We start from the raw sequence: 25,443 nt of genomic DNA, 5'->3' as shown, positions 1-25,443 counted from the left end.
GGAGACACAGAAAATGGCATGGACCAGAGATGAAATGGCTGCGCGCGCAGCCAAGGAACTGCAGGACGGCTTCTACGTGAACCTGGGCATCGGCTTGCCGACCCTGGTCGCCAACCACGTTCCGAACGATATCGAAGTGTGGCTGCAATCCGAGAACGGCTTGCTGGGCATCGGCCCCTTCCCCACCGAAGACCAGGTCGACCCTGACCTGATCAACGCCGGCAAGCAGACCGTGACGACCATTCCCGGTTCGTCCTTCTTCAGCTCGGCGGACTCCTTCGGCATGATCCGCGGCGGCAAGATCAACATCGCCATCCTGGGGGCGATGCAGGTCTCGGCCAAGGGTGACCTGGCCAACTGGATGATCCCCGGCAAGATGGTCAAGGGCATGGGCGGCGCGATGGACCTGGTGGCCGGCGTGGGCCGCGTGGTGGTGCTGATGGAGCACGTGGCCAAGGCCAAGGATGGCAGCACCTCCAAGAAGATCCTGAACGACTGCAACCTGCCGCTGACCGGCGTGGGCGTGGTCAACCGCATCATCACCGATCTGGGCGTGATCGACGTGACCCCGGGCGGCCTGAAGCTGATCGAACTGGCTTCCGGCGTGACCAAGGAAGAAGTGATCGAGAAGACCGAAGCGCCGCTGGATGTGAGCGAGGTCTGATCGTTTGAAAGACCGGAGGCGGCAGTCACTGCCGTGTTGGATGAGCGAAGGGCACCATGCATGTGGTGCCCTTCGTCATTTTCAGCGCCGGAATGCAGGACGACCGGAGTCCATCATCCACATTCATCGGTTTTTGCTGGATGAAGCGGGTAGAGCAGCCGGGGACAGCAGCATGGCTGGCTATACTTTTTGACTCCTGTTTCTCCTCGTCAATCTGCCTGCTCTTCCATGCCGAAAGCGCCGAGTCCCCGCATACTTCTGCTCGATACCAATTGCTTCCTTCGTCTCTATTGCTCGCCGGTCCTTCCGCTGTTGGGACAGGTGGTAGGCGGCTATCGGCTGCTGACACTGGCGTCTCTCATTGATGAATTCAAGGCCAATTCCCGGCTCGGCCAGATCTTCTCGCAGGTCGGTATTCCCCCGCGCTCGGTGGACCTGGAGCAGGGTGCGTTGCGCCTGACACAGCCCAAGAAGCGTCTGGTCGAAGCGCAGCGCGGACCGCTTGCGGTCTACGCGAGGCTGTTCGTCCAGCATCGCAACACGCGCGGCGCCAGGCTGACGCCGCTGTCGTGCGAGGATACAGAGCTGCTGGCCACAGGCATCGTGCTGCGCGGCGTGATCGCAACTGACGAGAAAGCGCTGACAGAATTGATCAGAGACCTCATGGCGGCGGGTGAGGAAGCACCCCAGGCCTGTATTGATTCCCTGACCCTGCTGCATTTGCTGGAGCAGCACGGGCGTTTGAGTTCGCAACAGCGTCGCGACACAGTCTCGACCTGGGTGCGCATGGAAACCTTGCTTCCAGCTGGCTGGCGCAGGCGATATCTGGAGCTGTTCGGCGAATCAGCCGAGGCACTATGACGCAAGCATGCCGCTTGCCGGGGAGAGGGCAAACGAGATTTCTACCGCGTGGCCGATATCGACATTGAGTGCGCTGGCCACGAAGGCTGGCGAGCCGCCGCCTTGCCGGCGTTGCCAGCACGCCAGCGCCTCGAATACAGGGGTACGGAAGAAGTCAGCGGCGGTGCGGATATAGTGCTCCGCTGGCAACTGTTCAGCGCCGAACAGGGCTGCGCTGACGGAGAGCGTTTCCTGTCTTCCCTCTCCATGCACATCGCAGCCTCGCTGCTTGCGCTTGAGCCCGCTGACCTTGCGGCCTTGGTGCGCCAGCCAGAGATCGACCCGGGCCACGATGGTGGACATCGGTACCTCGTATTTGCCTGCATACCAGGCCAGCAGACGCAAGGCCTCATCGCCCGAGACCTTGCCCAATTCCGCTGCGGCCCGTGCAGCCGCAGCGGGAGGAAACAGCAGCGCTTGGGCGAAGCGTTCCGCGAAGAGTTCACCCTCATCGGCAGCCAGCCGGTGCAGGGTGTAGCAGTGCCCCAACTCATGGGCAAGCCAGGCATTGAAGGTGCCGATACACGCATGCAGATTGACGAAGACCCAGGTGGTCTTGCTGCGCGGCAGGTAGATGCTCAAAGCATTTTCATGACCGTGCCGTTGCCGGTTCCAGTAAACCGGCACCATGATGGCTCCGAAACCTTGCAACAGGGCTAGCAGCTCCTGGCGCTGTACTGGCGCATCATCGGCCAGTCCCAGCCGGTCCCGTACCTGGCGGGTGGCTTCCAGCAGATAAGCTTCTTCCAGCGAGGGAGATTCCAGAACCGCCGGGGAAAACAGCCGGGGGTGCGGCAAGTGCGGCAGCAATTCCTGCAGATGTTCTGCCGCCGTAACCGCAGCTTCCCTGGCAGCATCACTGGCGCGCTGGCCACCCGTGGTACGAAAGGCGATGACGGGTTCATCATCGGGGGCCATCAGTTGCGTCACTTCGATATGAAGAATCTCCGCCAGCCGCAGCAATTTGCGTGGCCGGGGCAGAGATTGCCCGGAAAGCCAGTTCGACACGGCTTCCTTGCTGACTTCGCAGGCAGTGGCCAACGCGGTTCTGGTCAGGCCGCGTTGTTGCATCGATTGCAGGATCAAGGGGATATTGAGCATGGTGGACTGATGGTAGGCAGACCATCGCACCGCGTCAAGTTAGGTCAAGTTGCATGCAAGCCGCGGCCTGCAAGATGGTGCGCAATATCGTCACATGACGAGCTCGCCACCCCTGCCTCACTCCACCCCGCTGACCCTCACCGCATTTCTCCCATCCCGCTTGGCCCGGTACAGGGCGGCATCGGCGGCATTGAGCACGTCCTCCACGCGGCGGTGGTGGCCGCGCTGCAGGGTGGCCACGCCCACGCTGATGGTGACCACGCGCAGGGGACTGGTGGCATGCACGATCAGCCGGCTGTAGACCGCATCGCACAGGCGCTGGGCCATCAGGAGCGCGCCCTGTTCCTCGGTCAGCTCCAGCAGCACCACGAATTCCTCGCCGCCGTAGCGGCCGGCGCAGTCAGTATTGCGCGGCAGGTTTTCGTTGATGGCCTGCGCCACTTCGCGCAGCACCTCATCACCCAGCTTGTGGCCATAGCTGTCGTTGTAGAGCTTGAAGTAGTCCACATCGATGAACAGCACCGAGAAGGTGGAATTGAGATTGCGCCGGCAGCGCTCCCAGGTGGCCTGCAAGGCGTCGTCCAGTGCGCGCCGGTTGAGCAGGCCGGTCAGGCCGTCGGTGAGGGCCAGTTCTTCCAGCCGCCGTTCGATGCTCACGCGGCGGCGCAGCTCGTGGCGTACGTGCGAAAGCAGATAGGCCAGCAGCAGCGTGAAGATGAACAGCGAGAGGATCACCGCATAGAGCGTCTTGCGCCAGCTCTTGAAAATCGCCTCCTGCGAATAGCCGACAAAGACGATCAGCGGCGAGTCGGGAATGCGCCGAAAGGTATAGAGCCGCTCTACGCCATCACTGTTGGCGCGCGCGAAGAAACTGCCTTCCTCATGCTGGAGAGAACTCTTGATGCGCTGAAAATTGGCACTGCCACTGAGATCGCGGCCGATGACGTCGTCCCGATACGGCACCCGCATGTAGGCCACGCCATCATCCGAATACAGCGAGATGACGCCATCGGCACCCAGCGACAGTCCCTCGAACAGATCGCGGAAATAGGCCAGGTCCAGTGCCATGACGACGACTCCGCCAAAGCTGCCATCGTCATTGAACAGCCGCTTGGACAGCACCACCACCTGCAGCTCATTGCCCAGGCTGGCCTGGATCGGCCGCGAGACGTACAGGCCGACATTGTCCGCATCGCGGTGCGCGGTGAAATAGGCACGGTCGCCATAGTTGGGAGCGGGTTCGCCCGGGCGGCGGCGCGAACTGGCCAGCACCTCGCCCTTGGGGCCGATCACGGCCATCACCGCGATATGGCTGACGCTGGCGGCGCTGCCGAACAGATAGGCATAGCGCTGCGCCTCTTCCAGCCGGCGTGCGCCCAGCGGATGCTGGTAGCGGTAGGCCAGCGTATCCAGCGACAGCGACAGCACCTCCAGGTTGCGCGAAATGGCGCGCTGGGAGATCAGCGTCACGTTGCCGGCGTTGGCCACCGCCGAAAGACGAGTCTGGCGATAGCTCTGATAAAGCGTACTGGCGCACATGGCCACCACCATCAGCATGGCGATACCCAATACCACGACCAGGTATTTCTTCAACTGCTTGATTTTTGTTCCCCCACGAATCCCCAGGCGCAATTAACGCATAAAGCAAAAAGCGCTTCCATCTTGATCGCCGGCAACGTGATTGTCTTGCAACAAAAGATGAACCGCCGCGCAGCCCTGCCGGTCTGATCGCAGAATGCGTGGCCCGCTTCGTGTTCAAATGCGAGCGTCGTCAACCGAATCTGTGCCGCACCGGAGGCTCCCTGAACATCAAGAACACCATCAAGCGCGACCTCGTCATCCTGTGGGCCTTCATCGCCCTGATCGCTCTCATTCTCGCCTTCCTGCTGCTGCAGCTGAGCCGCCAGGGCGCGTCTTCGCAGATCAGCCAGGCCACCGGCCAGGCCGCCGTCAGCTGCGCCACCATGAGCGCGGGCCTGGCCCATGCGCTCTCTTCCGGCAGCGGCGCGTCCCGCACGGCGGCCGATGGCGATGGCCTGCCCGGCAGCTCCATCATGCAGGCGGTGATCGACTTGTCCCTGCGCGATCAGGCCGGGGTGGAGGGCGGTTTCTGGCATCCCCAGCGCGACGTCGTGGCCTATGCCTTCCCGACCTATGACGGCAGCGGAATCAAACGTGATCCGCCGGGTGCGGAAATGGAACGCATCGTCTCGACTGCGCAGCGCGCCCTCGATGGCGGCACGACCGTCACCGACGTGCGGCCCGGCTTGCGCGAGGCGGTGGTGTTCGCCGCCTGCCCGGTGCCGCTGGGCAAGGTGGCGCTGGCGGCGTGGACCCTCAAGCGCGTGCCGGTGATGAGCGCCAGCGTGCTCAATCAGTTGCTGGTGGCCAGCGCCTTGCTGCTGGCCTTCGTCATCATCAGCGGGGTGTGGCTGGGGGCCACGCTCACGCGCTGGCGCAGCCAGTCCGAACGCTTGGCCAGCCAGCTGGCCCACGCCGAACGGCTGGCCACGCTGGGCCGGGTGGCGGCCGGCATGGCCCATGAAATCCGCAATCCCATCGGGGCCATGCGCATGAAAGCCGAGAATGCCCTGGCCGCCCCCGCCCAGGTGCGCGAGACGCGCGTGACCGGCGCGCTCGAAATGGTGGTCAGCCAGACCGAGCGGCTCGATACGCTGGTGGCCAGCCTGCTGGCACTGGCGCAACCGTTCCAGGTGCAGCGCCAGGCCGTCGATCTGGCCAGCTGGATCGAGGCCCGCTGCCAGGCCCACGCCGAACTGGCCGAGCGCCAGCAGGTGCGCTTGGCCTCGGCCATCGATGCCGCCAGCTTTGGCGGCAGTCTTGTCACCAGCGCACTGGACCCGGTGCAGATGGCGCGCGCGGTGGACAACCTGCTGCTCAACGCCCTGGCGCATTGCACCGCAGGCGGCCACATCGCATTGGGTGCGCGCTTGCGCGAGGACGGGCGACTGCTGCTGTGGGTGGCCGATGATGGTCCGGGCGTGCCGGCGGAATTGCGTGATAGTCTGTTCGACCCCTTCGTCAGCCAGCGTACTGGCGGCACCGGCCTGGGCCTGGTGCTGGTGCGCGAGATCGTGCATGCGCATGGCGGCGTCATCCACCTGGCCGCGAGCGAACGCGGTGCCCGTTTTGAAATGGAGTTGCCATGGCGCGCATCCTGATCGTCGATGACGATGCTGCCTTTCGCGGCAGCCTGGCCGAGACCGTCGGCGACCTCGGCCACGAAGTCCTTGAAGCCGGCAGTACGGCTGCCGGCCTGACCCTGCTGGCCGCGCATGCGGTCGATGCCGCCATCGTCGATCTGCGCATGCCCGAGGAAGACGGCCTGGTCTTCCTGCAGCGCGCCCCGGCCATCGCCGCCATCCCCTGCATCATGCTGACCGCCTACGCCAGCGGCGACAACACCATCGAAGCCATCCGCCTGGGGGCCTTCGATCACCTGACCAAGCCGGTGCCGCGCGCGGCCCTGGTGGAAACGCTGGAGCGCGCACTGCGCCAGAGCCCGGCCGCAACCGAAGACGCCAGCGTCACGCAGAGCGCAACCGGTGACGAGCGCAATGCCCTGGTCGGCGACAGCGAAGCCATGCGCCAGGTCTTCAAGCAGATCGGGCGCGCTGCCACCAGCGACGCCACCGTGCTGATCCTGGGCGAGACCGGCACCGGCAAGGAGCTGGTGGCGCGTGCCCTGCATCGCAATGGCTTGCGCGCCGCACGTCCCTTCGTGGCCATCAATTGCGCGGCCATTCCGGCGGAGCTGATCGAGAGCGAACTGTTCGGCCACGTCAAGGGCGCGTTCAGCGGGGCCACCGCCGCGCGTCTGGGACGTTTCCAGGAGGCCCATGGCGGGACCCTGTTCCTGGATGAGATCGGCGACATGGCCCTGCCGACCCAGGCCAAGATCCTGCGTGTCCTGCAGGAACGCGAACTGACGCCGGTCGGCGGCCAGCAGGCGGTCAAGGTGGACGTGCGGGTGATCGCCGCCACGCACCGCGACCTGCCGCAGGAAATCAGCGAGGGACGTTTCCGCGAAGATCTGTGGTATCGCCTGCAGGTCTTGCCGATCAAGGTGCCGCCGCTGCGCGAGCGTCCCGGCGATATCCTCGCCATTGCCGAACACTTCCTGCGCCAGCAGGGCGGCGATGCCCCCAAGCGCATCAGTCCTGCCGCCGCGCGTCGCCTGTTGCAGCACGCCTGGCCGGGCAATGTGCGCGAGTTGCGCAACACCATGGAACGCGCGGCGGTGATGAGCCATGGTGCCTGCATCGAACCGGAAGATATCGCCCTGGCCGACCGCAGCGTCACGGAAAATGCCAGCGACGTCGCCATCGATTGGGACGGTGAGCTGGCCGTGGCCATAGCGCAGGTCGAACGCGTGATGCTGCAGCGCGCGCTGGCAGCGGCCAACGGCAATCGTGCCGAAGCCGCCCGCCGGCTGGGCATCTCGCGTCAGCAGTTGTATCGCAAGCTGGAAGAGCAGGGCGGCGCAGTCGCTTAGGTCCGGTGCAGGCGCTGCTCCAGCAGCAGGCCAGCCAGTGCGCAGGTGCCGGCGGTGAGTTTCATGATTTTCCTTCACCAGGTCAGTTGGGACAGGCCGCACACACCCGCCCGCAGGGGGCCGTGGCGGCAAGCTTCATATCAGGGCAAAAAAGGCAGGAACCGGGGGCCTTGCGGGCTGCTCAGTGGAGATCGCTACCGGCATAGCGTGGTGCCGGGGTATTGGCAGAGAGCTGGGTTGCCATCTGCTGGCGCGCGCTGTCGAAACGGGTCCATGCCGTTTCGTCATGCAGCGAGGGAATGGTGACCAGCTCGCCGCGCTGGAAGCCGACCAGCGCCGCATCCACCATCTGCTCGGCCGACATCACGATGGCCGGGTCCAGGTGTTCCACCGGCAGGCCGCCGATGGCCCAGAACTCGGTGGCGGTGGCACCCGGCAGCACGGCCTGGACCTGCACGCCCTGGTTAGCCAGTTCATGATGCAGTGATTGCGAGAAGGCCAGCACGAAGGCCTTGCTGCCGCCATAGACGCCATTGAGCACTTCCGGCGCCACGGCCACGATGGAGGAGATGTTGATCACCGCGCCCCGGCCACGGGCCACGAAACCGGGCACGGCGGCATAGGTCAGGCGGGTCGGCGCGGTGACGTTGAGCGCGATCATGTCGGTCATGTGCTCGACCTTGCTTTGCAGCAGCGGCGTGTGGGTACCGATGCCGGCGTTGTTGACCAGCAGGGTGATGCTGGCATCGCTGCGCAGTTTTTCTTCCACCTGAGCCAGCGATGCAGCCTGGCCAAGATCGGCTTCCAGCACTTCGACGTTACGGGCGGTTTCGGTGGTGATGCGCGCGGCCAGGGTATTGAGGCGGTCGCGGTTGCGGGCCACCAGGATCAGGTCGTAGCCCAGGCGGGCCAGACGGTCGGCGTAGAGGGCACCGATGCCGGATGAGGCGCCGGTGACGAGGGCGGTACCACGACGGGCTTGGGTGTGTGGCTGGTTCATGCTGTTCTCCTTCGATGTGGGTTGTCGATGGAGTGCATCTTAGGTCGCTTGCGGACTTCCTGAATGACGTATATGGTAGTGTTTTGAGACATCATTACGGAGTCGGACATGCACCACATCGGCTACCTGCTCACCGAAGGTTTCCAGGTCATGGGCCTGGCCACCCAGTCGGTCTTTGAATATGCCAACAAGGTCGTGGGCCACGACTTCTACCGCATGCACAACTATTCGGTCGCGGGTGGCGAGATCACGTCGTCCCTGGGCATGTGCGTGAGCACCACCAGGGCGGCTGCCACGGCCACCATCGATACTTGGGTGGTGTGCGGCGTGGGCAATCCGCTGGAGTCGCCAGCGAGCCAGGAGGAGCGCGCCTTCCTGCAACGGGCGGCAAAGAAGGCCAGGCGCATCGCCGGCATTTGCACCGGCGGTTTCGTACTGGCCGAGTCGGGACTGCTGGCACGCCGCCGCGCCACCACGCACTGGGCGTTTGCTGCGGCGATGCGTACGCGCTTTCCTGATATCCAGATCGAAGACGATCGCATCTACATCGTCGATGGTCCGCTGTGGACCTCGGCCGGCATGACCGCCGGGCTGGACCTGGCGCTGGCCATGGTCGGCAAGGACCTGGGCGAGGAAGTGGCGCGCAGCGTGGCGCACAAGCTGGTAATGCACCAGCATCGCGCCGGTGGCCAGTCGCAGCATTCGGAAATGCTGGCGCTGGCCCCCAAGACGGATCGCATCCAGGATGCACTGAACTATGCGCGCCGCCATCTCAAGCGCGCGCTGACGGTGGAAGAACTGGCCGAGCAGGCCAACCTGAGTGCGCGCCAGTTCACCCGCGTATTCACGGCGGAGACCGGGCAATCCCCGGCCAAGGCCATCGAGGGCCTGCGGCTGGAAGCGGCGCGCCTGATGATCGAGCAAAGCCGCCATCCGCTGGAAGTGGTGGCGCGCGAGACCGGTTTCCGGGATCGCCGCCACATGCGCGAAGTCTTCCTGCGCGGCTTTGGGGTGGCACCGCAATCGATGCGGCGCGAAGTGCGCGCCTGATGGGCGCTTGATATGCGCTAGTGCGCCGCGCTGGCCGAGAACAGGTTGATCACCATCACGCCCGCAACGATGAGCGCGATGCCGGCCACGGCCGGCCAGTCCAGCCGCTGCTGATGGATCAGCCAGGCGGCCAGCGTGATGAGTACCAGTCCCACGCCCGACCAGATCGCGTAAGCCACGCTGGTCGGCATGGTGCGCAAGGTCTGCGACAGGCAATAGAAGGACACTCCATAGCCCAGCACCACGATGATGCCCGGCAACAGGCGCGTGAATCCCTGTGAGGATTTGAGGGCGGTGGTGGCGATCACCTCGGCCACGATGGCCACCGCCAGGGTCAGGTAAGCGGACATGCTGGATTCTCCTGTGGATAAATCAATTCGACGCAAACAGTGAGTTCAGTGCGTTCAGTGAGCGCGGTTCAATGCACCGCCGTCTCCACGATGGCGGGTGCGGCGTGTTCCTGCGCCGGTTCGGCCTGCATGCGGGCCAGGTGATCGCGCTGGAAGATGCCCATGCGGATCACGTCGCGGTACTGGCCGTTCATGAAGAATTCCTCCTTCAGCACACCCTCCTGCCGGAAGCCGGCCTTGGCGTAGACATGCACGGCCTTCTCGTTTTCGCGGTCGACGATGAGGTAGATCTTGTGCAGGTTCAGCACTGAAAAGCCATAGTCCAGCGCCAGCCGCGTGGCCTCTACGGCCAGCCCGCGCCCCTGGGAGGCGGGCGCGATGATGATCTGGAATTCGGCACTGCGGTGGACGGTGTTGATTTCCACCAGTTCCACCAGGCCGCTGCTGTCGCCATCGGCATCGACGATGAAGCGGCGCTCGTTCTGCTCGTGGATGTGCGCCTCGAACAGGGCCGAGAGTTCGGCGAAGGTTTCATAAGGTTCTTCGAACCAGTAGCGCATCACCGTCGCATTGTTGTTCAGGTGATGGACGAAGCGCAGGTCTTCGCGCTCCAGCGGACGCAGGCGCACGGTCCGGGTGAGGTCATGTGATTTCTGCATGGAATCTCCTTGTGGGAAAACCAGTATGATCCACCGTCAGGGCAGATCGACAAAGATAATATCTATCGATAAGTCAGATGGAGTGCCACATGCAATGGAATCTCGATCAACTGCGCCAGTTCGTCGCTGCAGCCGAACAGGGCTCCATCAGCGCCGCCGCACGCCACCTGGGCCGGGCCCAATCAGCCGTCAGTACGGCCATCGCGCTGCTGGAAGTCGATCTCGGCGTCACGCTCTTTGACCGTTCGGCCCACAAGGCCGGCCTCACCGAGGTCGGCGCGGCCATGCTGCAGGAAGCGCGCGAGGTGCTGCGCCAGGCCGATGCGCTGGAAGAACGGGCCCGGTCTTTTTCGCTGGGCGATCAAGCCTGCCTGACCATGGTGCTGGACGAGGCCTTGCCCTATGCCGCCCTGCGCGTGCTGCTGCGGGAATTGTCGGCGCGCGCGCCGGCGCTGGAACTGACCTTGCTCGATGGCACCCCGGCCGAAGTGGTGGCAGCCGTGCAGCAGCGCCGCGCCGACATCGGCTTTCACTTCGACCGGGGACGCGTGGCCAGCGGCTTCGACCAGCGCCACATCGGCTCGGTGGCGCAAGGCATCTTCGTCTCGCCGCGCCATCCCCTGGCCGCACGCGAACGCCTGCGCAAGACCGACCTGGCGCAATACCGGCAACTGATCCTGCAGGCCGATGGCGTCGAAGAACCGGTCTACAGCCCCAAGCTGTGGCGCTCCGACAATCACTACAGCATCGCCGAGATGGTGGCCGACAACCTGGGCTGGGCCATCCTGCCGGTCAACGTCGCCGAATATTTCGATCATGCCAAGGCACTGGTGCCGCTGCGCTGTCCGGCGCTGGCCCTGCCGCTGCTGTCGGTGCAGATGCTGTGGCTGCCGGGCCGCCCGCTGGGGAGTACCGCGCAATGGATAGGCGAGCGCTTCGGCCAGTTGTTGAGCAGCCAGGGACAGGCGGTGCTGGGCGAAGACATGTGATGGCGGCGCGGACAGTGTCCGGCAGCGGACGCCAAGGTGTCACGGGAACGGACACATGTGCCTGAGGGGAAGTTCGCAAGTCATTGATTTAAATGGGATTCGTGGCAGGCACGGGGTTTGCAAAAGAGGGTGTACCCCTCTCACCTCAAAGGAGTTGTCATGAACCGTTCCACCTTCCTCCCCCGTTCGCTGGCCGCGCTCTCGGCCCTGGCCCTGTTGGGTTCGATGATGGCGGCGCAAGCCCAGGCCTTGCCGCCTGCTCCGCCTCCGCCGGGTGCCGCGCCGGTCGCCGGCCCGATGGCACCCCCGGTCCCGCCCGCCACCTATGACGCCGCCATGACCGCCCAGGCTCCCATCACCGAAGGCCGAGTGAGCCGCTTCCTGATCAATCCCTACGGCGAAGTCGATGGCCTGATGGTGGGCGAGCGCACCGTGATCAAGTTCCCGCCGCACCTGTCGCAGACGCTGCAGAACGCGGTCAAGCCGGGCCAGTCGGTACGCATCTTCGGCCAGGCTGAAGCGGCCGGCGTGATCAAGGCCGATGCCATCGTCAATCTGGCCAACGGCCAGACCGTGATCGACCGCCCGCCCGCCTTCGATGCCAACCCGCCGCTGCCGCCCCATCTGCGCGCTGCGCAACTGCGCCAGCTCTCGGTGCGCGGCAAGATCGCCATGGTGCTGACCGGCCCGCGTGGCGAAGCCAATGGCGTCATCTTGGATGACGGCAGCATCGTGCGCTTCGCCCCCGACAGTCTGCGCACGCCGCTGGAACCTGGCGCGCCGTTTGCTGCCAATGGCTTGGGGACCCGCAACAGTTTCGGTACCGCCATCGAGGCCATTGATGTCGGGGCCAGCGCGGATTCCCTGCAACCGCTGTACAGCCGCGTCCGATAAGGGGTTGCGGCAGGGCAGGCCGGCGGTCTGCCCGATTCTCCGCGTGTCATTTCATCCACCTGATAAAGAATAAGAACCATGTCGCCAAAAATCCTTCCCATTGTTTTCCTGATCATCTCCAACGTCTTCATGACCTTTGCCTGGTACGGCCACCTCAAGTTCGAGAACCGGCCGCTGTACCTGGTGATCCTGGTCAGCTGGGGCATCGCCCTGGCCGAATACTGTTTCGCGGTGCCTGCCAACCGCATCGGCCACTCGGTCTACAACGCCGCCGAACTGAAGACCATGCAGGAGGTCATCACGCTGGTGGTGTTCTCGATCTTCTCGGTGCTGTACCTGGGTGAGCAGTTCACCATCAATCACCTGGTCGGCTTCGGCTGCATCTGCCTGGGTGCCTTCTTCATCTTCAAGGGGCCCATCGGATGAACACCAAAGCGGGCTCGATCGCCTGGCTCTCCAGGCTGAACTTCTTCCTGGCCGATGTGCGCGACGGGCTCGGTCCTTTCCTCGGTGTGTTCCTGATGGGTCACGGCTGGGCCGCGGACGACATCGGCTATGTCATGACGCTGGGCGGCATTGCCGGCATGTTGGCCACCACGCCCGCCGGGGCGCTGACCGATGCGGTGCGCGCCAAGCGGCTGGTGGTCGGCATCGGCTCGGTGCTGGTGGTGGCGGGCTCGCTGTTGTTGCTGGTCTCGCCCAGCTTCACGATCACGGCGGTGTCGCAGGTCGGCACCGGCATCGTCGGGGCCATCATCGGACCGGCCATTGCCGGCCTGACGCTGGGCATCGTCGGCCAGCAGGGCCTGCCTTCGCAGCTGGGAAAGAATGAGGCCTGGAACCACGGCGGCAATGTCTTCTCGGCGGCGCTGGCCGGTGCACTCGGCTACTTCTGGGGCTTGCCGGCGGTGTTCGTGCTGATGGCGGTGATGGCGATGGCGTCGCTGGTGTGCCTCTCGCGCATCCGTCCCGAGGACATCGACCACGATGTCGCCCGTGGCCTCGACCCCGAACGTGCCGCTGACCAGCCGCAGGTGTCCACCTGGCGCGTGCTGGCCGGGTCGCGCCCGCTGATGCTGCTGGCGCTGGCGATGATGCTCTTCCACCTGGGCAATGCAGCCATGCTGCCCTTGCTGAGCCAGTCGGTGGTCTCGCGCGGCCATGCCGATCCGGCGCTCTATACGGCGCTGACCGTGATCGTGGCGCAACTGGTGATGATTCCCACGGCGCTCTTTGCGGGCCGCTTCGCCGACCGCAAGGGCTATTGGCTGCTCATTACCGTGGCACTGCTGGCGTTGCCGGTGCGCGGCCTGGTGGCCGGGGTATGGGATTCGGCCTGGGCGCTGTTGCCGGTGCAGATGCTCGATGGCGTCGGTGCGGGTCTGCTGGGCGTGGCCCTGCCGGGCTCGGTGGCGCGCATCCTGCAGGGTAGCGGCCACATCAACATCGGCCTGGGTGCGGTCACGACCATCCAGTCCATCGGTGCAGCCATGAGCCCGGCATTGGCCGGCGTGGTGGCCAAGCATTACGGTTATGGCGCGGCCTTTGCGGCCCTGACCGGGATCGCCTTGCTGGCACTGGTGGTGTGGGGCGTGCTGGCCGAGCGGCGCGATCATGCGCCGGGCGGCCGGCCGGTGGCGGTGGCGAAGTAATCGTCCTATTCGTCTTCTACGCGGCGCAGATCGCGGAATTGCGCCGGTGTCCAGGGCCGCAGGGCCACGATCAGCGCCGTGCCATGACGCCGTTCCAGCGGCAGCGACAGATCCTGCTGATGCGCGCTGAGGAAGTCGGAGGACAGCCGGTTCATGGCGCGTTGTACGGCGGCATTGCTTTCCTCGGAGAGCGTGCCGCTGACCATGATCATCTTCTCGCCCCGCTTGTCGAAATGGGAGTTGAAGAAATCATTGCGCAACTGCGCGCGGAAATACTGCTGGATCGGCCCGCCCGGCAACCACGTGAAGTCCGGCGCGACGCGCACGCGAATGCGGTTGTTGGGCAGCAGGTCGAGGATGCCCAGCTTGTCCAGCCGCGCCAGCAGGCGGATGCATTCGGCCTTGCTCATGGCGAAGCTGGCGAGGATGTCTTCCAGCGTCCACTGGTGCAGGGCATGCACGGCCACCAGCAGCAGCTTGGGATCGGCCACCAGTTTCTTTTCCTGTTCTTCGGTCAGGCGCGAGGGCACCGGCTGCTCGGCCACCACCATGCGCGCCAGGTCGCTGATCTGGATGCCCAGCAGCGTGCAGACCAGATCCAGCCGCTCCAATGTGAAGCTGCGCTCGGCGAAGATGCGCTTGACGCTGGCCTCGCTCAGGCCCAGTCCCTTGGCCAGTTGCGCATAGGTGATGCCACGCGCCTTGAGCAGATTCTTCAATGCATTGACCAGCGATTCGGCCTGGGCCATGTCCTTCCTCCTTGTGATGCGCGTGGCGCGCGATGTTTGGCCGGTATTGTATTTCGATACCGGATGCGACAGGAACTGCGCTTTCTGATGAGGTGATCCACGTTCTGCAGGGGCATTGCTACAGTGCGTCCCGCTGACCCGCCAAGGCGGACCAGCAAGCCGTCATTCACACATCCCTCATCAGTCAAAGAACAAGGAGTCCATCATGAACAGCCCGCTGCTGCATCGCCTCACGCTTTCCTGCGTCTTGATCGCCGCCCTCCTGAGCGCCCCCGTACATGCCCAGTCGCGCAACAGCGATGCGTCCACCGTGTCGGTGGTGGTCTCGGTGATGCTGCCTGCCGCCTTCATTTCCGAAGGCGGACGCTACGTGGTCAAGGGCGTGGAAGCCTCCGCCGATGGTACGGTCTATGTGCTGGAAAAAGTGGGCGAGGGCATCCGTGGTTCGGTCACGGTCGGTGCCAATGTCAGCGGCGCGGCCTCGGTGGGCGTCGGTGAATCGGTCACGTTCGTGACCTCTGCGTCCGGCACGCTGCTGGTGGCCTCCGGCAAGGTGCTGGCGATCATTCCCAATGCGCTGGGCCGGGCGCTGCTCAAGAGCGAGAAACTGTCCTGACCGGCACAAGGGGAGATCGCCATGGCTTTGTTTCAACTTCGTATCAAATGCCTGCTTGCCGGTCTGGTCCTGGCCGTCGCAGCACCGCTGGCGGCGCACGCCGGGCAGTCCTGCGAACCGGCCATCCCTGATGCCACCGCCGTGCAAGCCCAGCTGGACATGGCCGTGCGCACCGTCGAGCGGCTCAATGCCAGCGGTGCAGACGTGGTCATCATCGGCCGTGTCGGGCAAGACCTGAGCAAGTACCGGCAACGCTATTCGCACCTGGCGTTTGCCTATCGCGATGGCCAGCAGTGGGTTGTGGTCCACAAGCTCAACGAATGCGGAACGGCCGTGAGCAATCTCTATGAACAGGGGCTGGGGCAGTTCTTCATGGATTCTCCCTTCCTGCTGGAGGCCTATGTGGCCGTGCCGCAGCCGGAGGTGCAACAGCGCCTGCGTGCGATCCTCGTGCGCCCGCAGGTCACGCGCCTGCATGAAGCGCAGTACAACATGCTGGCTTATCCCTGGGCGACGCGCTACCAGCAGTCCAACCAGTGGGTCAACGAAATGCTCGCCATGGCGCTGGCGCCGCAGATCACCACGCGTGAGCAGGCGCAGGCCTGGCTGAAGTTCAAGGGCTACGTGCCGGACACCCTGAACCTGGGACCGATGACGCGCCTGGGCGGACGCATGTTCAAGGCCAACATCGCTTTTGACGATCATCCCAACGCCTTGCGCTTCAGCGATAGAATCGAGACCACTACGGCGGATTCGCTGCTGGCTTTCCTGCAGAAAGCCGGTGTCGAAGCCAGCCATTTCGTGATCCAGTAATTTCCTGATGCCGGCGTTGGCCGGAACGATCCATGCGCCCCAATCATTGCCTGGCATTCGCCCTTGTCATTGCTGTTGCTCCGTTGTCCGCACTGGGGGCGGGAGATGTCGCGGCTGGCCGCGCCGCCTTCGCCAAATGCGCCAGCTGTCATGCGGTAGGTCCCTCGGCGCGCGCCGGTTTTGGTCCGCAGCTGACCAACGTGATCGGGCGCAAGGCTGGTTCCACCACCGATTTCAAGTATTCCCCGGCGATGGCCTCGGCCGGCTTCATCTGGACCGAAGACAAATTGCGGGCCTTCCTCAAGGCGCCCAGCGATGTCGTCCCCGGCAACAAGATGCGCTTCTGGGGCATCGGCAGCGACAAGCAGATCGACGACATCCTGGCCTATCTGCGAACTTTCCAGCAATAAGCGCGGTCTAGGCGGCTGACGCATCAGCGTCTATCAGCCATAACGACAACAAGAGCGCCGCGCCATGTCCGAGCTGTTCGTCATCACCACCTATTTCAATCCGGTCGGCTATGCCAGCCGGCGGCGCAATTACGGACTGTTCATGCAGGGCATGCGGGAGGCCGGCGTCCCCTGCCTGACCGTGGAATGTGCCTTCGGCGATGCGCCCTTCGACCTGCCGCCCAGCCTGGACGTGATCCAGATCCGCTCCGAAACCCTGCTGTGGCAAAAGGAAAGACTGCTCAATCTCGGCGCTTCCTGGCTGCCTGCAAGCTGCCGTTTCGTCGCCTGGATCGATTGCGACATCCTGTTCGACAATCCGCGCTGGCCGGCCGATCTGGTACAGGCACTGCAACGGCATCGGGTGGTGCAGGTGTTCGAGACCTGCACACGGCTGGATCGTCACGGTCAGGCCGGGGCCACGCCCGACCTCTGCCATTCCTTCGCCAGCGTGATGGCCAGGGATCCTGCCACGCTCAATGCCGGACGCTACGACCTGCACGGCCACACCGGTTATGGCTGGGCCATGCATCGCGAGATCTTCGACCGTGTCGGCCTCTACGAATGTGCGATCTCCGGCAGTGCCGATCACTTCATGGCGCATGCCATCTTCAACGACTGCAACTTCTGCATCCGCAATGCGCTCAAGCATGAGCCGCGCCAGCTGTCACATCTGCGCGAATGGAGCGCGCGTTTCCACGCAGAGGTGCGCGGCAGCTTGGGCGTGGTACCCGGCCACATCCGCCACCTGTGGCATGGCGATGCCATCAATCGCCGCTATTTCCTGCGCATGCACGACATCACCGACCTCGGCTACGACCCCTGGAACGACCTCGCCATCCATCCCGGCCAGCCGCTGGAATGGGCCGCGACGATGGACAAGCCGGGCCTGCGCGATTATTTCGCGCGTTACTTTGCCAGCCGTCACGAAGACGGCGAGGAGCTGGCCGCATGAGCATCCCTCCCTTGACCGACGCCCAGCGTGCCGAATTGCGCGCAGCCCTGCCGCTTCTTGAACAGGCTGACAGCGCACTCAGTCCGCGTCTGAAGAAGATCCGGCGCGATATCGAGATCGCCGATCGCCAGCGCCGCCGCTATCGCATCCGGCTGGTGGAAAAACAATTGCTGCCCGCCATCTCGCGCTCCACGCTGGCGCGCCTGCAGCGGGAAGTGCCCGATTTCGTCGATGCACTCATCCTCGACAGCTTCGCCCGCCATCAGCGCCGCTGCATGTGGTTCGGCTGGATGGCCTGGCTGGCCGGTCCCGCCTATCGCGAGGCGCTGGCCCTGATGCGTGTGCGCCTGACCCGCCACATCGACCGCCAGCGCCATGGGCAGCTTGCCGCCTTGCGCGCCGAGCTGGATCGTCTGGATCAGGAGCGGCGCGCATTGCTGACCGCGTCCCGTGCGCTGGTGGCGCTGGTGCAGCTGATCCGGCAATCGCTGCACAGCGGCAGCGGCCTGGAGGAAGCGCGCTGGCTCCAGCTGCGCGCGTTGCTGGCACAACTGCCGGCGGTACAGCCGGTGACACGACGCCGCGCGCAGCGCCGCGATGGCGAAGACAATGCCGCCCTGTTCAGCTTCACCACGTCCAGCCAGGGTGTAAGCCTGTTCCGCGATGTCAGTGAGCGCAGTCCCGATCCGGATGCCTTCCAGGGCCAGTTCGATGGTGGCGGTGCCAGCGGAGATTGGGATAACGGCCGCGATGGCAGCGGCGACACCAGTGGTCCCGAAGGCCGCAGCGAAGCCTCGGGCAGCCGCAGTCAGCGCGATGCCACCGATCTGGCACCGGTAGCAGCGGCGGCCGGTGCCGTGGCCATCGCCACCGATGACAGCCTGGGTCTGTTTTCCTGAGCGATCGTCAAGGCTGCGGCGGCAAGCCCATGCGCCGGCGTGCCAGGTGGATGGAGCCATTGCGCATGGCCCAGCGGATCGGCTGCGCGGCCAGCAATACCGAGCGCCGCAGCAGTTCGCGCCGTAGCGGTCCGCGTGGCGTCACGCCCAGCATCTCCTGTGCCCACGGCGGCAGCAGGTCCACCCCACCGCGCATCATCAGCCGTGTCCACGGTTGCGCTACCGCATTGGGAGCAGGCGCATTCAAGACCAGTTGCAAGGTGGCGCGGGTGCGATCGTCGCAGCGCAATTGCGGGCGCATGCGCGCTATGTAATCGGCAATGGCCGCCCGTGAACGCGGCACCTCGCGTGCGCCAAGCGCTTCAGCCACGCAGGCGATCTCATCGAGATACTGATCCTGGCGCGCCGCCGGAAAATTCGGGCGGCGATACCGCAGGTACCCCTGCAGGAAGCAATGCACCTCGGCCACGTGGACCCAGGTGAGCAGGTCCGGATCGCTGGCTGCATAAGGGCGGCCGTCGGGTGCCACGCCGGTGACGCCAAGATGAATCTGTTTGACGCAGGCGATCAGCCGCTCGGCGTCCGCCCGGCTGCCGAAGGTGGTACCGGCTACGAACTGGGCGGTGCGGCGCAGGCGGCCCAGCATGTCGGCCTGGAAGTTGGAGTGGTCCCAGACGCCTGCCAGCGGCAGGGGATGCAGCATCTGCAGCAGCAGCGCCGCGACGCCGCCGGTGAGCATGGCGGTGAAATCGCTATGGACCTGCCACGCCGCCGAGTCCGGTCCGAACAGGCCGGGGTCGCCCGGGGGCTGCAGGAAATCGGCACTGCCGGGGCCGCGGCTGATGGCGAGGACATTGGCTTCGATGCGCTGGCGCAGGAATTCCATGATGCAGAAAAAGCGGAAGGGAAGGGCAGTGTGCCATAGCGACAGTATTCCTGCCGGGGCCGTCATGTGGACATTTTTCCGGTTCAGTTTGCAGCCCGCGAGAAGCGTTTCGCTGACATTTCTGTCAGAAAGCGATTTGTCGCAACGCCCTCTGCACGCGGCCTGCGAGGCCGTTACAATAGCCACGCCGTACGGTCCCAGAAGAACAACATCGGGGCCGCAGGACAGGGAACAGGACGGCGCAATTCAGGGAACGCGATCGGGGCACCGGGGAAGCACGCCACGCCGCGCAAGACGAAATACAGCATCGCGGGAGAGGACGGCAGGCATCGCACGGGATGCCGGCTGCGGGCATGGGTGAGCCACAGCGCGCCTGGTCCGGCCTGCCCGTTTCACAGGGATCGCAGTTCATGAACATGGTCGCGCTGGCCTTGCGCCGCCCGTACACCTTCATCGTGATGGCCTTGCTCATCGTGCTGGCCACGCCGTTGACGCTGAAGAACATGGCCACCGACATCTTCCCCGAGATCAATATCCCGGTGGTCTCCGTCATCTGGAACTACAACGGCCTGTCGGCCCAGGAGATGGGCCAGCGCATCGCTGCCCAGAACGAGCGCGGGCTGACCACGGTGGTGAGCGACATCGAACACATCGAGTCGCAATCCCTGGCCGGGGTAGCCGTGATCAAGGTGTTCTTCCAGCCCAAGGCCAACATCCAGACCGCCATCGCCCAGGTGGTGGCCTCGGTGCAGTCGCAGTTGCGCCAGCTGCCGCCGGGCATCACGCCGCCGCTGGTGATCAAGTATTCGGCTTCCAGCATCCCGGTGATGCAGCTGGCGCTGTCCTCGCCCACGCTGCCCGAGCAAACCGTCTTCGATGCCGCCGTGCAGACGCTGCGCCCGCAGCTCATCACCATCCCCGGCGTGGCCGTACCGTTTCCCTATGGCGGCAAGACGCGCCTGATCTCGGTCGACCTCGATACGCCCGCGCTGCAGTCGCGCGGCCTCTCGCCCATCGACGTGGTCAACGCCATCAACACCCAGAACCTGATCCTGCCCTCCGGTACGGCCAAGTTCGGGGGCACCGAATATTCGGTCAAGCTCAACGGCTCGCCGGAAGCGGTGGCCGGCTTGAATGAACTGCCGGTGCGCACCGCCAACGGTGCCACCATCTACCTCAAGGACGTGGCCAACGTGCGCGACGGCTTCTCGCCGCAGACCAACGTGGTGCGCCAGGATGGCGCGCGCGGCGTGCTGCTGTCCATCCTCAAGAATGGCGGGGCCTCTACCCTGGACATCGTCGACAACCTGCGCAAGCTCCTGCCCACCGCCGCCCAGACCCTGCCGGAAGACATCAAGATCACGCCGCTGTTCGACCAGTCGCTGTTCGTCAAGGCGGCGGTGACCGGCGTCATCAGCGAGGCGCTCATCGCCGCCGGGCTGACGGCCGCCATGGTGCTGCTGTTCCTGGGCAACTGGCGCAGCACGCTCATCATCGGGCTGACCATTCCGCTGTCCATCATGGCGGCCATCCTGATGCTGGCCGCGCTGGGCGAGACGCTCAACCTGATGACCCTGGGCGGCCTGGCGCTGTCGGTGGGCATCCTGGTGGACCAGGCCATCGTCACCATCGAGAACATCGAACGCCATCTGCACTTGGGCAAACCGCTGCATGACGCCATCATCGTCGGGGCCGGCGAGATCGGCGTGCCGGCCTTCGTGGCGACCCTGTGCATCTGCATCGTGTTCGTGCCGATGTTCTTCCTCTCGGGCGTGGCGCGTTTCCTGTTCGTGCCGCTGGCCGAAGCGGTGGTGTTCGCCATGGCCGCTTCCTACCTGCTCTCGCGCACTCTGGTGCCGACCCTGGTGATGCTGCTCATGGGCAGTCACGGCCAGGTCGACAGCGCCAAGCAGAGCCTGCTGCAGCGGCTCTATCGCGCCTTCGACAGCCGCTTCGAGCGCGTGCGCCATGGCTATACGCTGGTACTGTCTTCGCTGCTGGCGCACCGGCGCCGTTTCGCGCTGGGCTTTTTGGGGTTCTGCCTGCTGTCCTGCCTGCTCTATCCCTTCCTCGGGCGCGACTTCTTCCCCAACGTGGACGGCGGCCAGATCCGCCTGCACATGCGCATGCCGACCGGTACCCGCATCGAGGAAACGGCGCGCGCGGCCGATGAAGTCGAGCGCGTCATCCGCTCACTGATCCCGGCCTCGGAACTGGAGACCATCCTCGACAACCTGGGCGTGCCCAACTCCGGCATCAACCTCTCCTACAGCAACGCCGGCACCATCGGCACGCTCGATGGCGAGATCCTGATGGCCTTGAAGGAGGGCCATCGTCCTACCGAGGAACTGGTGTCGCTGCTGCGCGAGCAGTTGCCGCGCCGCTTCCCGGGTATCGAATTCTTCTTCCAGCCGGCCGACATCGTCACCCAGATCCTCAACTTCGGCCTGCCAGCCGCCATCGACGTGCAGTTCACCGGCCCCAACATGGAAGCCAACGCGCGCCTGGCCGCCGAACTGACCAAGCAGATCCGCCAGATTCCGGGCGCGGTCGATGCCCACGTGCACCAGCGCCTCGATGGCCCCTCGCTGGACCTGCGCATGGATCGCACGCGCCTGCAGCAGTTCGGTCTGTCTGCGGCCAACGTCGGGCAGAACCTGCTGATCGCCTTGTCCGGCAGTTCGCAGACACAGCCGGCCTTCTGGCTCAATCCCAACAATGGCGTGGTCTACAGCATCGCGGTGCAGTCGCCGCAATACCAGGTCGATTCGCTCGATGCCCTGCTCAACATCCCGGTCGGTGCCGGTGCCAATGCCGCCTCGCCGCCGCAGCTGCTGGGCAACCTGGTCGACGTGCATGCCGGACGCCAGATGGCGGTGGCCTCGCGCTACAACATCTCGCCGGCCATCGACGTCTATGTGAGCGTGCAGGGCACCGACCTGGCCAGCGTGGCGGGCAAGGTTGCCAAGCTGGTGGAGGAGATCAAGCCCAAGCTGGCGCGCGGCAGCCAGGTGGCCATCCGTGGCCAGGTGGAGACCATGCAGTCTTCCTTCATCGGCCTGGGCGTGGGTCTGGCCATGGCCATCGTGCTGGTCTACCTGCTGGTGGTGGTGAACTTCCAGTCGTGGATCGATGCGGCCATCATCATCGCCGCCTTGCCGGCTGCACTGGCGGGGATTGCGTGGATGCTCTTCCTCACCGGCACCACGCTGTCGGTGCCGGCCTTGACCGGTGCCATCATGACCATGGGGGTAGCCACCGCCAACAGTATCCTCATCGTCGCCTTTGCCCGGCAGCGCCGCGAGGAAGGCGCGACCCCGCTGGCCTCCGCCCTGGAAGCGGGCTCCACCCGTATCCGTCCGGTGCTCATGACTGCGCTGGCGATGATCATCGGCATGATCCCCATGGCCCTGGGCCTGGGCGAGGGCGCCGAGCAGAACGCGCCGCTGGGGCGCGCCGTGATCGGGGGCCTGCTGCTGGCCACCGTATCGACCTTGTTCTTCGTACCGGTGGTATTCGCCGGTGTGCATCAGCGGCTGGCCCGCCGCGCCGAAAGGCGACGCCATCTGGCGGGCGGACCCGCGCATCAGGAGTCTTGAACCATGTCGCATGACCGTCATTCCGAACTCGGCATCCACCCTCTCGGCGAGGGCGAGCCGCAACAGCGCCAGCAGATGATGAAGCGCGCCCGGCTGGTGCTGGTCGTGGTGCTGGTATTGCTGGCCGCCGGTGCTGCGCGCACCCTCGTGAGCCGCGCCGCCAACGCCCGTGCACTGGAGGCCGGCACCGCTGAACGCGCCAAGGTCTTCGTGCGGGTGGCACCGGCCCGCAGCAGCGCCGAGGGCCAGACGCTGGCCTTGCCGGGCAGCCTGCAGGGCTTCGTGCAGTCGCCCATCTCGGCCCGTTCGGGCGGCTATCTCAAGCGCTGGACCAAGGACATCGGATCGGAAGTGAAGAAGGGCGAACTGCTGGCTGAACTCGATACGCCGGAAATCGACCAGCAACTGTCGCAAGCCCTGGCCGCACGCCAGCAGGCCGCCTCCAGCATGGAGCTGGCCCGGAGTTCGATGGCGCGCTGGGAAGCCTTGCGCAAGAAGGACGCGGTCTCCCAGCAGGAACTCGATGAACGCCGCAGCGCCTTTGCCCAGGCCAGTTCCAACCTGGCGGCGGCCGACGCCAACGTCGAGCGGCTGCGCCAGGTGGAGGGTTTCAAGCGCATCGTGGCACCGTTCTCGGGCATCATCACGCGCCGCAACGTGGATGTGGGCGACCTGATCGATCCGGGCGCGGGCCGCGCATTGTTCGTGCTGTCGCAGACCGATCCGCTGCGAGTCTACGTCAACGTGCCGCAGGCCTATGCCAACCTGGTCAAGCCGGGCCAGCAGGTGACGGTGACCCAGTCCGAACTGCGCGGACGCAAGTTCGAGGGCAAAGTGGCACGCACCGCTGGCTCCATCGATGCGGCCACGCGGTCGATGCAGATCGAGGTCACGCTCTCCAATGCCGACAACGCGCTGCTGCCCGGTGCCTTCGTGCAGGTGGAGCTGCCGTTGAAGCCCAGCGGCACGCTGCTGGTCGCGGCCGATACGCTGATGTTCCGACGTGATGGCTCGCTGGTGGCGGCGGTGGATGAACAGAACAAGGTGCGCCTGAAGAAGGTCAGGCTGGGCCGCAATTTCGGCCTGACGGTGGAAGTGCTGGAGGGCTTGAAGGGCGATGAAAAGCTGATCCTCAATCCTTCCGATTCGCTGGCTGAAGGTGATCAGGTCGAGCCCACACTGGAGCAGCCCAAGGACAAGGCCGCCGACAAGAAGGCCGCCTCATGAGCCTGCCGCGCCGCCACAGTATCGCTATCGCCTTGGCCGCCGCCGTGTTGCTGGCCGCCTGCGCCAGCGGTCCCGACTACGTGCGGCCGCAGGTCGACATGCCCGCCGCCTGGACCCCGGAAGCGCCGTGGCGCGCCATGCAGCCGCAGGACGCCGCCCCGCGCGGGCCCTGGTGGGAGCGCTTCAACGATGCGCAACTGAACGCCCTGCAGCAGCAGGCCCTGGCCGGCAACCAGACGCTGGCCATCGCCACTGCTCGGCTGGCCCAGGCGCGTGCGCAGCTCGATGTGGCGGGCGCGGCGCAAGCCCCGCAGGTCGGCATCAATACACGTGCGGCGCGCGCCCGCATCTCGGCCAACCGGCCGCTGACCAACTACAACTCGCCCAACTTCGCGACCGTACAAAACGATTTCGCGCTGGGTTTGAATGTCAGTTACGAACTCGATTTCTTCGGGCGCGTGCGCCGTTCGGTGGAAGCGGCCACGGCCTCGGCCCAGCAATCGGCGGCAGATCTGGAAAACACCCGCCTGCTGCTGACGGCAGAACTGGCCAGCAATTACTTCAACCTGCGCGAGCTGGACATCGAGCTGGACGTGGTCCGGCGTGCCATCGAACTGCAGCGCAAGGCGCTGGAACTGGCCACCGCGCGCCACGACCTGGGGGCCACCTCGGGGCTGGACGTGGCCCAGCAGCAAGCCCTGCTGGACAACACGCTGACCCAGGTGGATCTGCTGGGCCGGCAGCGGGCGCAATACGAGCACGCCATCGCCACGCTGACCGGCACCCCGGCACCGGCCTTCAGCCTGCCTCCTTCGCTGGCGCCCATTGCGCTGCCGGAGATTCCGCTGGGCATCCCGTCGGACGTGCTGGAGCGTCGTCCCGATGTGGCGGCAGCCGAACGTTCGATGGCCGCGGCCAATGCCCAGATCGGCGTGGCCAGCGCAGCCTTCTACCCCAGCTTCATGCTGCAGCCCGGTTATGGCGTGGACAGCCGCAACTGGGCCACGCTCTTCAACGCACCCAGCGTGCTGTGGTCACTGGGGGTGTCGGCCTCGCAAAGTTTGTTCGATGCCGGCCGCCTGCGCGCCGGTGTGGATTTCACCCAAGCCGGCTACAACGCCACCGTGGCGACCTATCGCCGCACCGTGCTGACCGCGATGCAGGAAGTGGAAGATGGCATCACCGGTATTGCTTCACTGGACCGCGCCTGGCGGCAATCGCAATCGGCCATCGCCAGTGCCCGCCGCGTGCTGGATATCGCCACCAGCCGTTATGAGGGCGGTGCCACGCCTTATCTGGATGTCATCACCGCCCAGCAGGCCCTGCTCAACAGCGAGCGCCAGGCGGCGCAGTTGATGGGACAGCGGCTGCTGGTGTCGGTGTTGCTGATCAAGGCCCTGGGTGGAGACTGGCATGCCCGCCACGAGGAAACGCCTCTTGTGCAATCGAAAACATTATCGTCTGCGGAGAAGTAG

24 protein-coding genes are annotated in these 25,443 nt (G+C 65.1%); 17 read left to right on the top strand and 7 right to left on the bottom strand.

What is annotated here, in order from left to right:
- Positions 1–13 precede the first annotated feature (13 nt).
- Together ACWFUC_RS03895 and ACWFUC_RS03890 are read left to right on the top strand one after the other, a co-directional pair.
- Positions 14–664 carry a 3-oxoacid CoA-transferase subunit B gene (locus ACWFUC_RS03895; protein ID WP_034340601.1) on the top strand — a complete coding sequence of 217 codons (651 nt, stop codon included), beginning with the start codon at positions 14–16 and terminating at the stop codon, positions 662–664.
- 228 nt (positions 665–892) lie between these two features.
- Positions 893–1,525, top strand: coding sequence for a hypothetical protein (locus ACWFUC_RS03890; RefSeq protein WP_288069904.1), 633 nt, complete (start codon positions 893–895; stop codon positions 1,523–1,525).
- On the opposite strand, the gene ACWFUC_RS03885 is transcribed toward ACWFUC_RS03890, so the two are convergent.
- Together ACWFUC_RS03885 and ACWFUC_RS03880 are read right to left on the bottom strand one after the other, a co-directional pair.
- Positions 1,520–2,665: a helix-turn-helix domain-containing protein gene (locus ACWFUC_RS03885; RefSeq protein ID WP_489624162.1), complete on the bottom strand. Its 1,146-nt coding sequence runs from the start codon at positions 2,663–2,665 to the stop codon at positions 1,520–1,522. The genes ACWFUC_RS03890 and ACWFUC_RS03885 overlap by 6 nt on opposite strands.
- Positions 2,666–2,782: 117 nt before the next feature.
- Entirely contained in the window at positions 2,783–4,297 is a 1,515-nt protein-coding gene (locus tag ACWFUC_RS03880) for a sensor domain-containing diguanylate cyclase (RefSeq protein WP_204726787.1), read from the bottom strand.
- 107 nt (positions 4,298–4,404) lie between these two features.
- On the opposite strand from ACWFUC_RS03880, the gene ACWFUC_RS03875 reads away from it, so the two are divergent.
- Positions 4,405–5,847, top strand: coding sequence for a sensor histidine kinase (locus ACWFUC_RS03875; RefSeq protein ID WP_259433682.1), 1,443 nt, complete (start codon positions 4,405–4,407; stop codon positions 5,845–5,847).
- A complete protein-coding gene (locus ACWFUC_RS03870; protein ID WP_121041207.1) occupies positions 5,832–7,181 on the top strand; it encodes a sigma-54-dependent transcriptional regulator in 1,350 nt (449 codons plus the stop codon). Before ACWFUC_RS03875 ends, ACWFUC_RS03870 begins: the two co-directional genes overlap by 16 nt.
- Positions 7,182–7,362: 181 nt before the next feature.
- Here the strand turns inward: ACWFUC_RS03870 and ACWFUC_RS03865 are convergent, their stop codons facing one another.
- On the bottom strand, positions 7,363–8,181 hold the full coding sequence (locus ACWFUC_RS03865; protein ID WP_134223880.1) for an SDR family NAD(P)-dependent oxidoreductase: 819 nt from the start codon (positions 8,179–8,181) through the stop codon (positions 7,363–7,365).
- Between the two features lie 108 nt (positions 8,182–8,289).
- On the opposite strand from ACWFUC_RS03865, the gene ACWFUC_RS03860 reads away from it, so the two are divergent.
- Positions 8,290–9,231: a GlxA family transcriptional regulator gene (locus ACWFUC_RS03860; protein ID WP_489624161.1), complete on the top strand. Its 942-nt coding sequence runs from the start codon at positions 8,290–8,292 to the stop codon at positions 9,229–9,231.
- Between the two features lie 17 nt (positions 9,232–9,248).
- On the opposite strand, the gene ACWFUC_RS03855 is transcribed toward ACWFUC_RS03860, so the two are convergent.
- Together ACWFUC_RS03855 and speG are read right to left on the bottom strand one after the other, a co-directional pair.
- Positions 9,249–9,581, bottom strand: coding sequence for a DMT family transporter (locus ACWFUC_RS03855; RefSeq protein ID WP_034335425.1), 333 nt, complete (start codon positions 9,579–9,581; stop codon positions 9,249–9,251).
- A 68-nt stretch (positions 9,582–9,649) separates the two neighbouring features.
- Positions 9,650–10,240, bottom strand: coding sequence for a spermidine N1-acetyltransferase (speG, locus tag ACWFUC_RS03850; RefSeq protein WP_489624160.1), 591 nt, complete (start codon positions 10,238–10,240; stop codon positions 9,650–9,652).
- 89 nt (positions 10,241–10,329) lie between these two features.
- Here speG and ACWFUC_RS03845 point away from each other — a divergent pair, with 89 nt between their 5' ends.
- The 4 genes from ACWFUC_RS03845 to ACWFUC_RS03830 all read left to right on the top strand — a co-directional run bounded on the left by ACWFUC_RS03845 (position 10,330) and on the right by ACWFUC_RS03830 (position 13,775).
- Positions 10,330–11,229 carry a LysR family transcriptional regulator gene (locus tag ACWFUC_RS03845; protein WP_489624159.1) on the top strand — a complete coding sequence of 300 codons (900 nt, stop codon included), beginning with the start codon at positions 10,330–10,332 and terminating at the stop codon, positions 11,227–11,229.
- A gap of 159 nt (positions 11,230–11,388) precedes the next feature.
- Entirely contained in the window at positions 11,389–12,123 is a 735-nt protein-coding gene (locus tag ACWFUC_RS03840; RefSeq protein ID WP_121041193.1) for a hypothetical protein, read from the top strand.
- 78 nt (positions 12,124–12,201) lie between these two features.
- The gene (locus ACWFUC_RS03835; RefSeq protein WP_034335429.1) at positions 12,202–12,549 is read left to right on the top strand and encodes a DMT family protein; all 348 of its coding nucleotides are present in this window, start codon (positions 12,202–12,204) and stop codon (positions 12,547–12,549) included.
- Positions 12,546–13,775: an MFS transporter gene (locus ACWFUC_RS03830; protein ID WP_489624158.1), complete on the top strand. Its 1,230-nt coding sequence runs from the start codon at positions 12,546–12,548 to the stop codon at positions 13,773–13,775. Before ACWFUC_RS03835 ends, ACWFUC_RS03830 begins: the two co-directional genes overlap by 4 nt.
- A 5-nt stretch (positions 13,776–13,780) precedes the next feature.
- On the opposite strand, the gene ACWFUC_RS03825 is transcribed toward ACWFUC_RS03830, so the two are convergent.
- Positions 13,781–14,524, bottom strand: coding sequence for a helix-turn-helix domain-containing protein (locus tag ACWFUC_RS03825; RefSeq protein ID WP_489624157.1), 744 nt, complete (start codon positions 14,522–14,524; stop codon positions 13,781–13,783).
- Positions 14,525–14,729: 205 nt separating this feature from the next.
- Here ACWFUC_RS03825 and ACWFUC_RS03820 point away from each other — a divergent pair, with 205 nt between their 5' ends.
- The 5 genes from ACWFUC_RS03820 to ACWFUC_RS03800 all read left to right on the top strand — a co-directional run bounded on the left by ACWFUC_RS03820 (position 14,730) and on the right by ACWFUC_RS03800 (position 18,256).
- A complete protein-coding gene (locus ACWFUC_RS03820; RefSeq protein WP_134134172.1) occupies positions 14,730–15,140 on the top strand; it encodes a hypothetical protein in 411 nt (136 codons plus the stop codon).
- Between the two features lie 21 nt (positions 15,141–15,161).
- Positions 15,162–15,953: a DUF2145 domain-containing protein gene (locus ACWFUC_RS03815; protein WP_489624156.1), complete on the top strand. Its 792-nt coding sequence runs from the start codon at positions 15,162–15,164 to the stop codon at positions 15,951–15,953.
- Positions 15,954–15,985: 32 nt separating this feature from the next.
- A complete protein-coding gene (locus tag ACWFUC_RS03810; RefSeq protein WP_205703729.1) occupies positions 15,986–16,363 on the top strand; it encodes a c-type cytochrome in 378 nt (125 codons plus the stop codon).
- A gap of 64 nt (positions 16,364–16,427) precedes the next feature.
- Positions 16,428–17,357: a hypothetical protein gene (locus ACWFUC_RS03805; RefSeq protein WP_489624155.1), complete on the top strand. Its 930-nt coding sequence runs from the start codon at positions 16,428–16,430 to the stop codon at positions 17,355–17,357.
- Positions 17,354–18,256, top strand: coding sequence for a hypothetical protein (locus ACWFUC_RS03800; RefSeq protein WP_489624154.1), 903 nt, complete (start codon positions 17,354–17,356; stop codon positions 18,254–18,256). Before ACWFUC_RS03805 ends, ACWFUC_RS03800 begins: the two co-directional genes overlap by 4 nt.
- Positions 18,257–18,263: 7 nt before the next feature.
- Here the strand turns inward: ACWFUC_RS03800 and ACWFUC_RS03795 are convergent, their stop codons facing one another.
- Complete coding sequence (locus ACWFUC_RS03795; protein WP_489625593.1) at positions 18,264–19,142, bottom strand: oxygenase MpaB family protein; 879 nt, start codon at positions 19,140–19,142, stop codon at positions 18,264–18,266.
- A gap of 410 nt (positions 19,143–19,552) precedes the next feature.
- On the opposite strand from ACWFUC_RS03795, the gene ACWFUC_RS03790 reads away from it, so the two are divergent.
- From ACWFUC_RS03790 to ACWFUC_RS03780, 3 genes are read left to right on the top strand one after another with little or no spacing between them, the layout of a single operon-like run.
- Complete coding sequence (locus tag ACWFUC_RS03790; RefSeq protein ID WP_489625592.1) at positions 19,553–22,741, top strand: efflux RND transporter permease subunit; 3,189 nt, start codon at positions 19,553–19,555, stop codon at positions 22,739–22,741.
- A gap of 3 nt (positions 22,742–22,744) precedes the next feature.
- Positions 22,745–23,968: an efflux RND transporter periplasmic adaptor subunit gene (locus ACWFUC_RS03785; RefSeq protein WP_489624153.1), complete on the top strand. Its 1,224-nt coding sequence runs from the start codon at positions 22,745–22,747 to the stop codon at positions 23,966–23,968.
- The gene (locus ACWFUC_RS03780; protein ID WP_489624152.1) at positions 23,965–25,443 is read left to right on the top strand and encodes an efflux transporter outer membrane subunit; all 1,479 of its coding nucleotides are present in this window, start codon (positions 23,965–23,967) and stop codon (positions 25,441–25,443) included. Before ACWFUC_RS03785 ends, ACWFUC_RS03780 begins: the two co-directional genes overlap by 4 nt.

The sequence above is a fragment of the Herbaspirillum sp. Her4 genome, assembly GCF_057961335.1.
The sequence above is the reverse complement of the archived record's forward strand: the minus strand, read 5'-3'. Positions and strand labels throughout refer to the sequence as shown.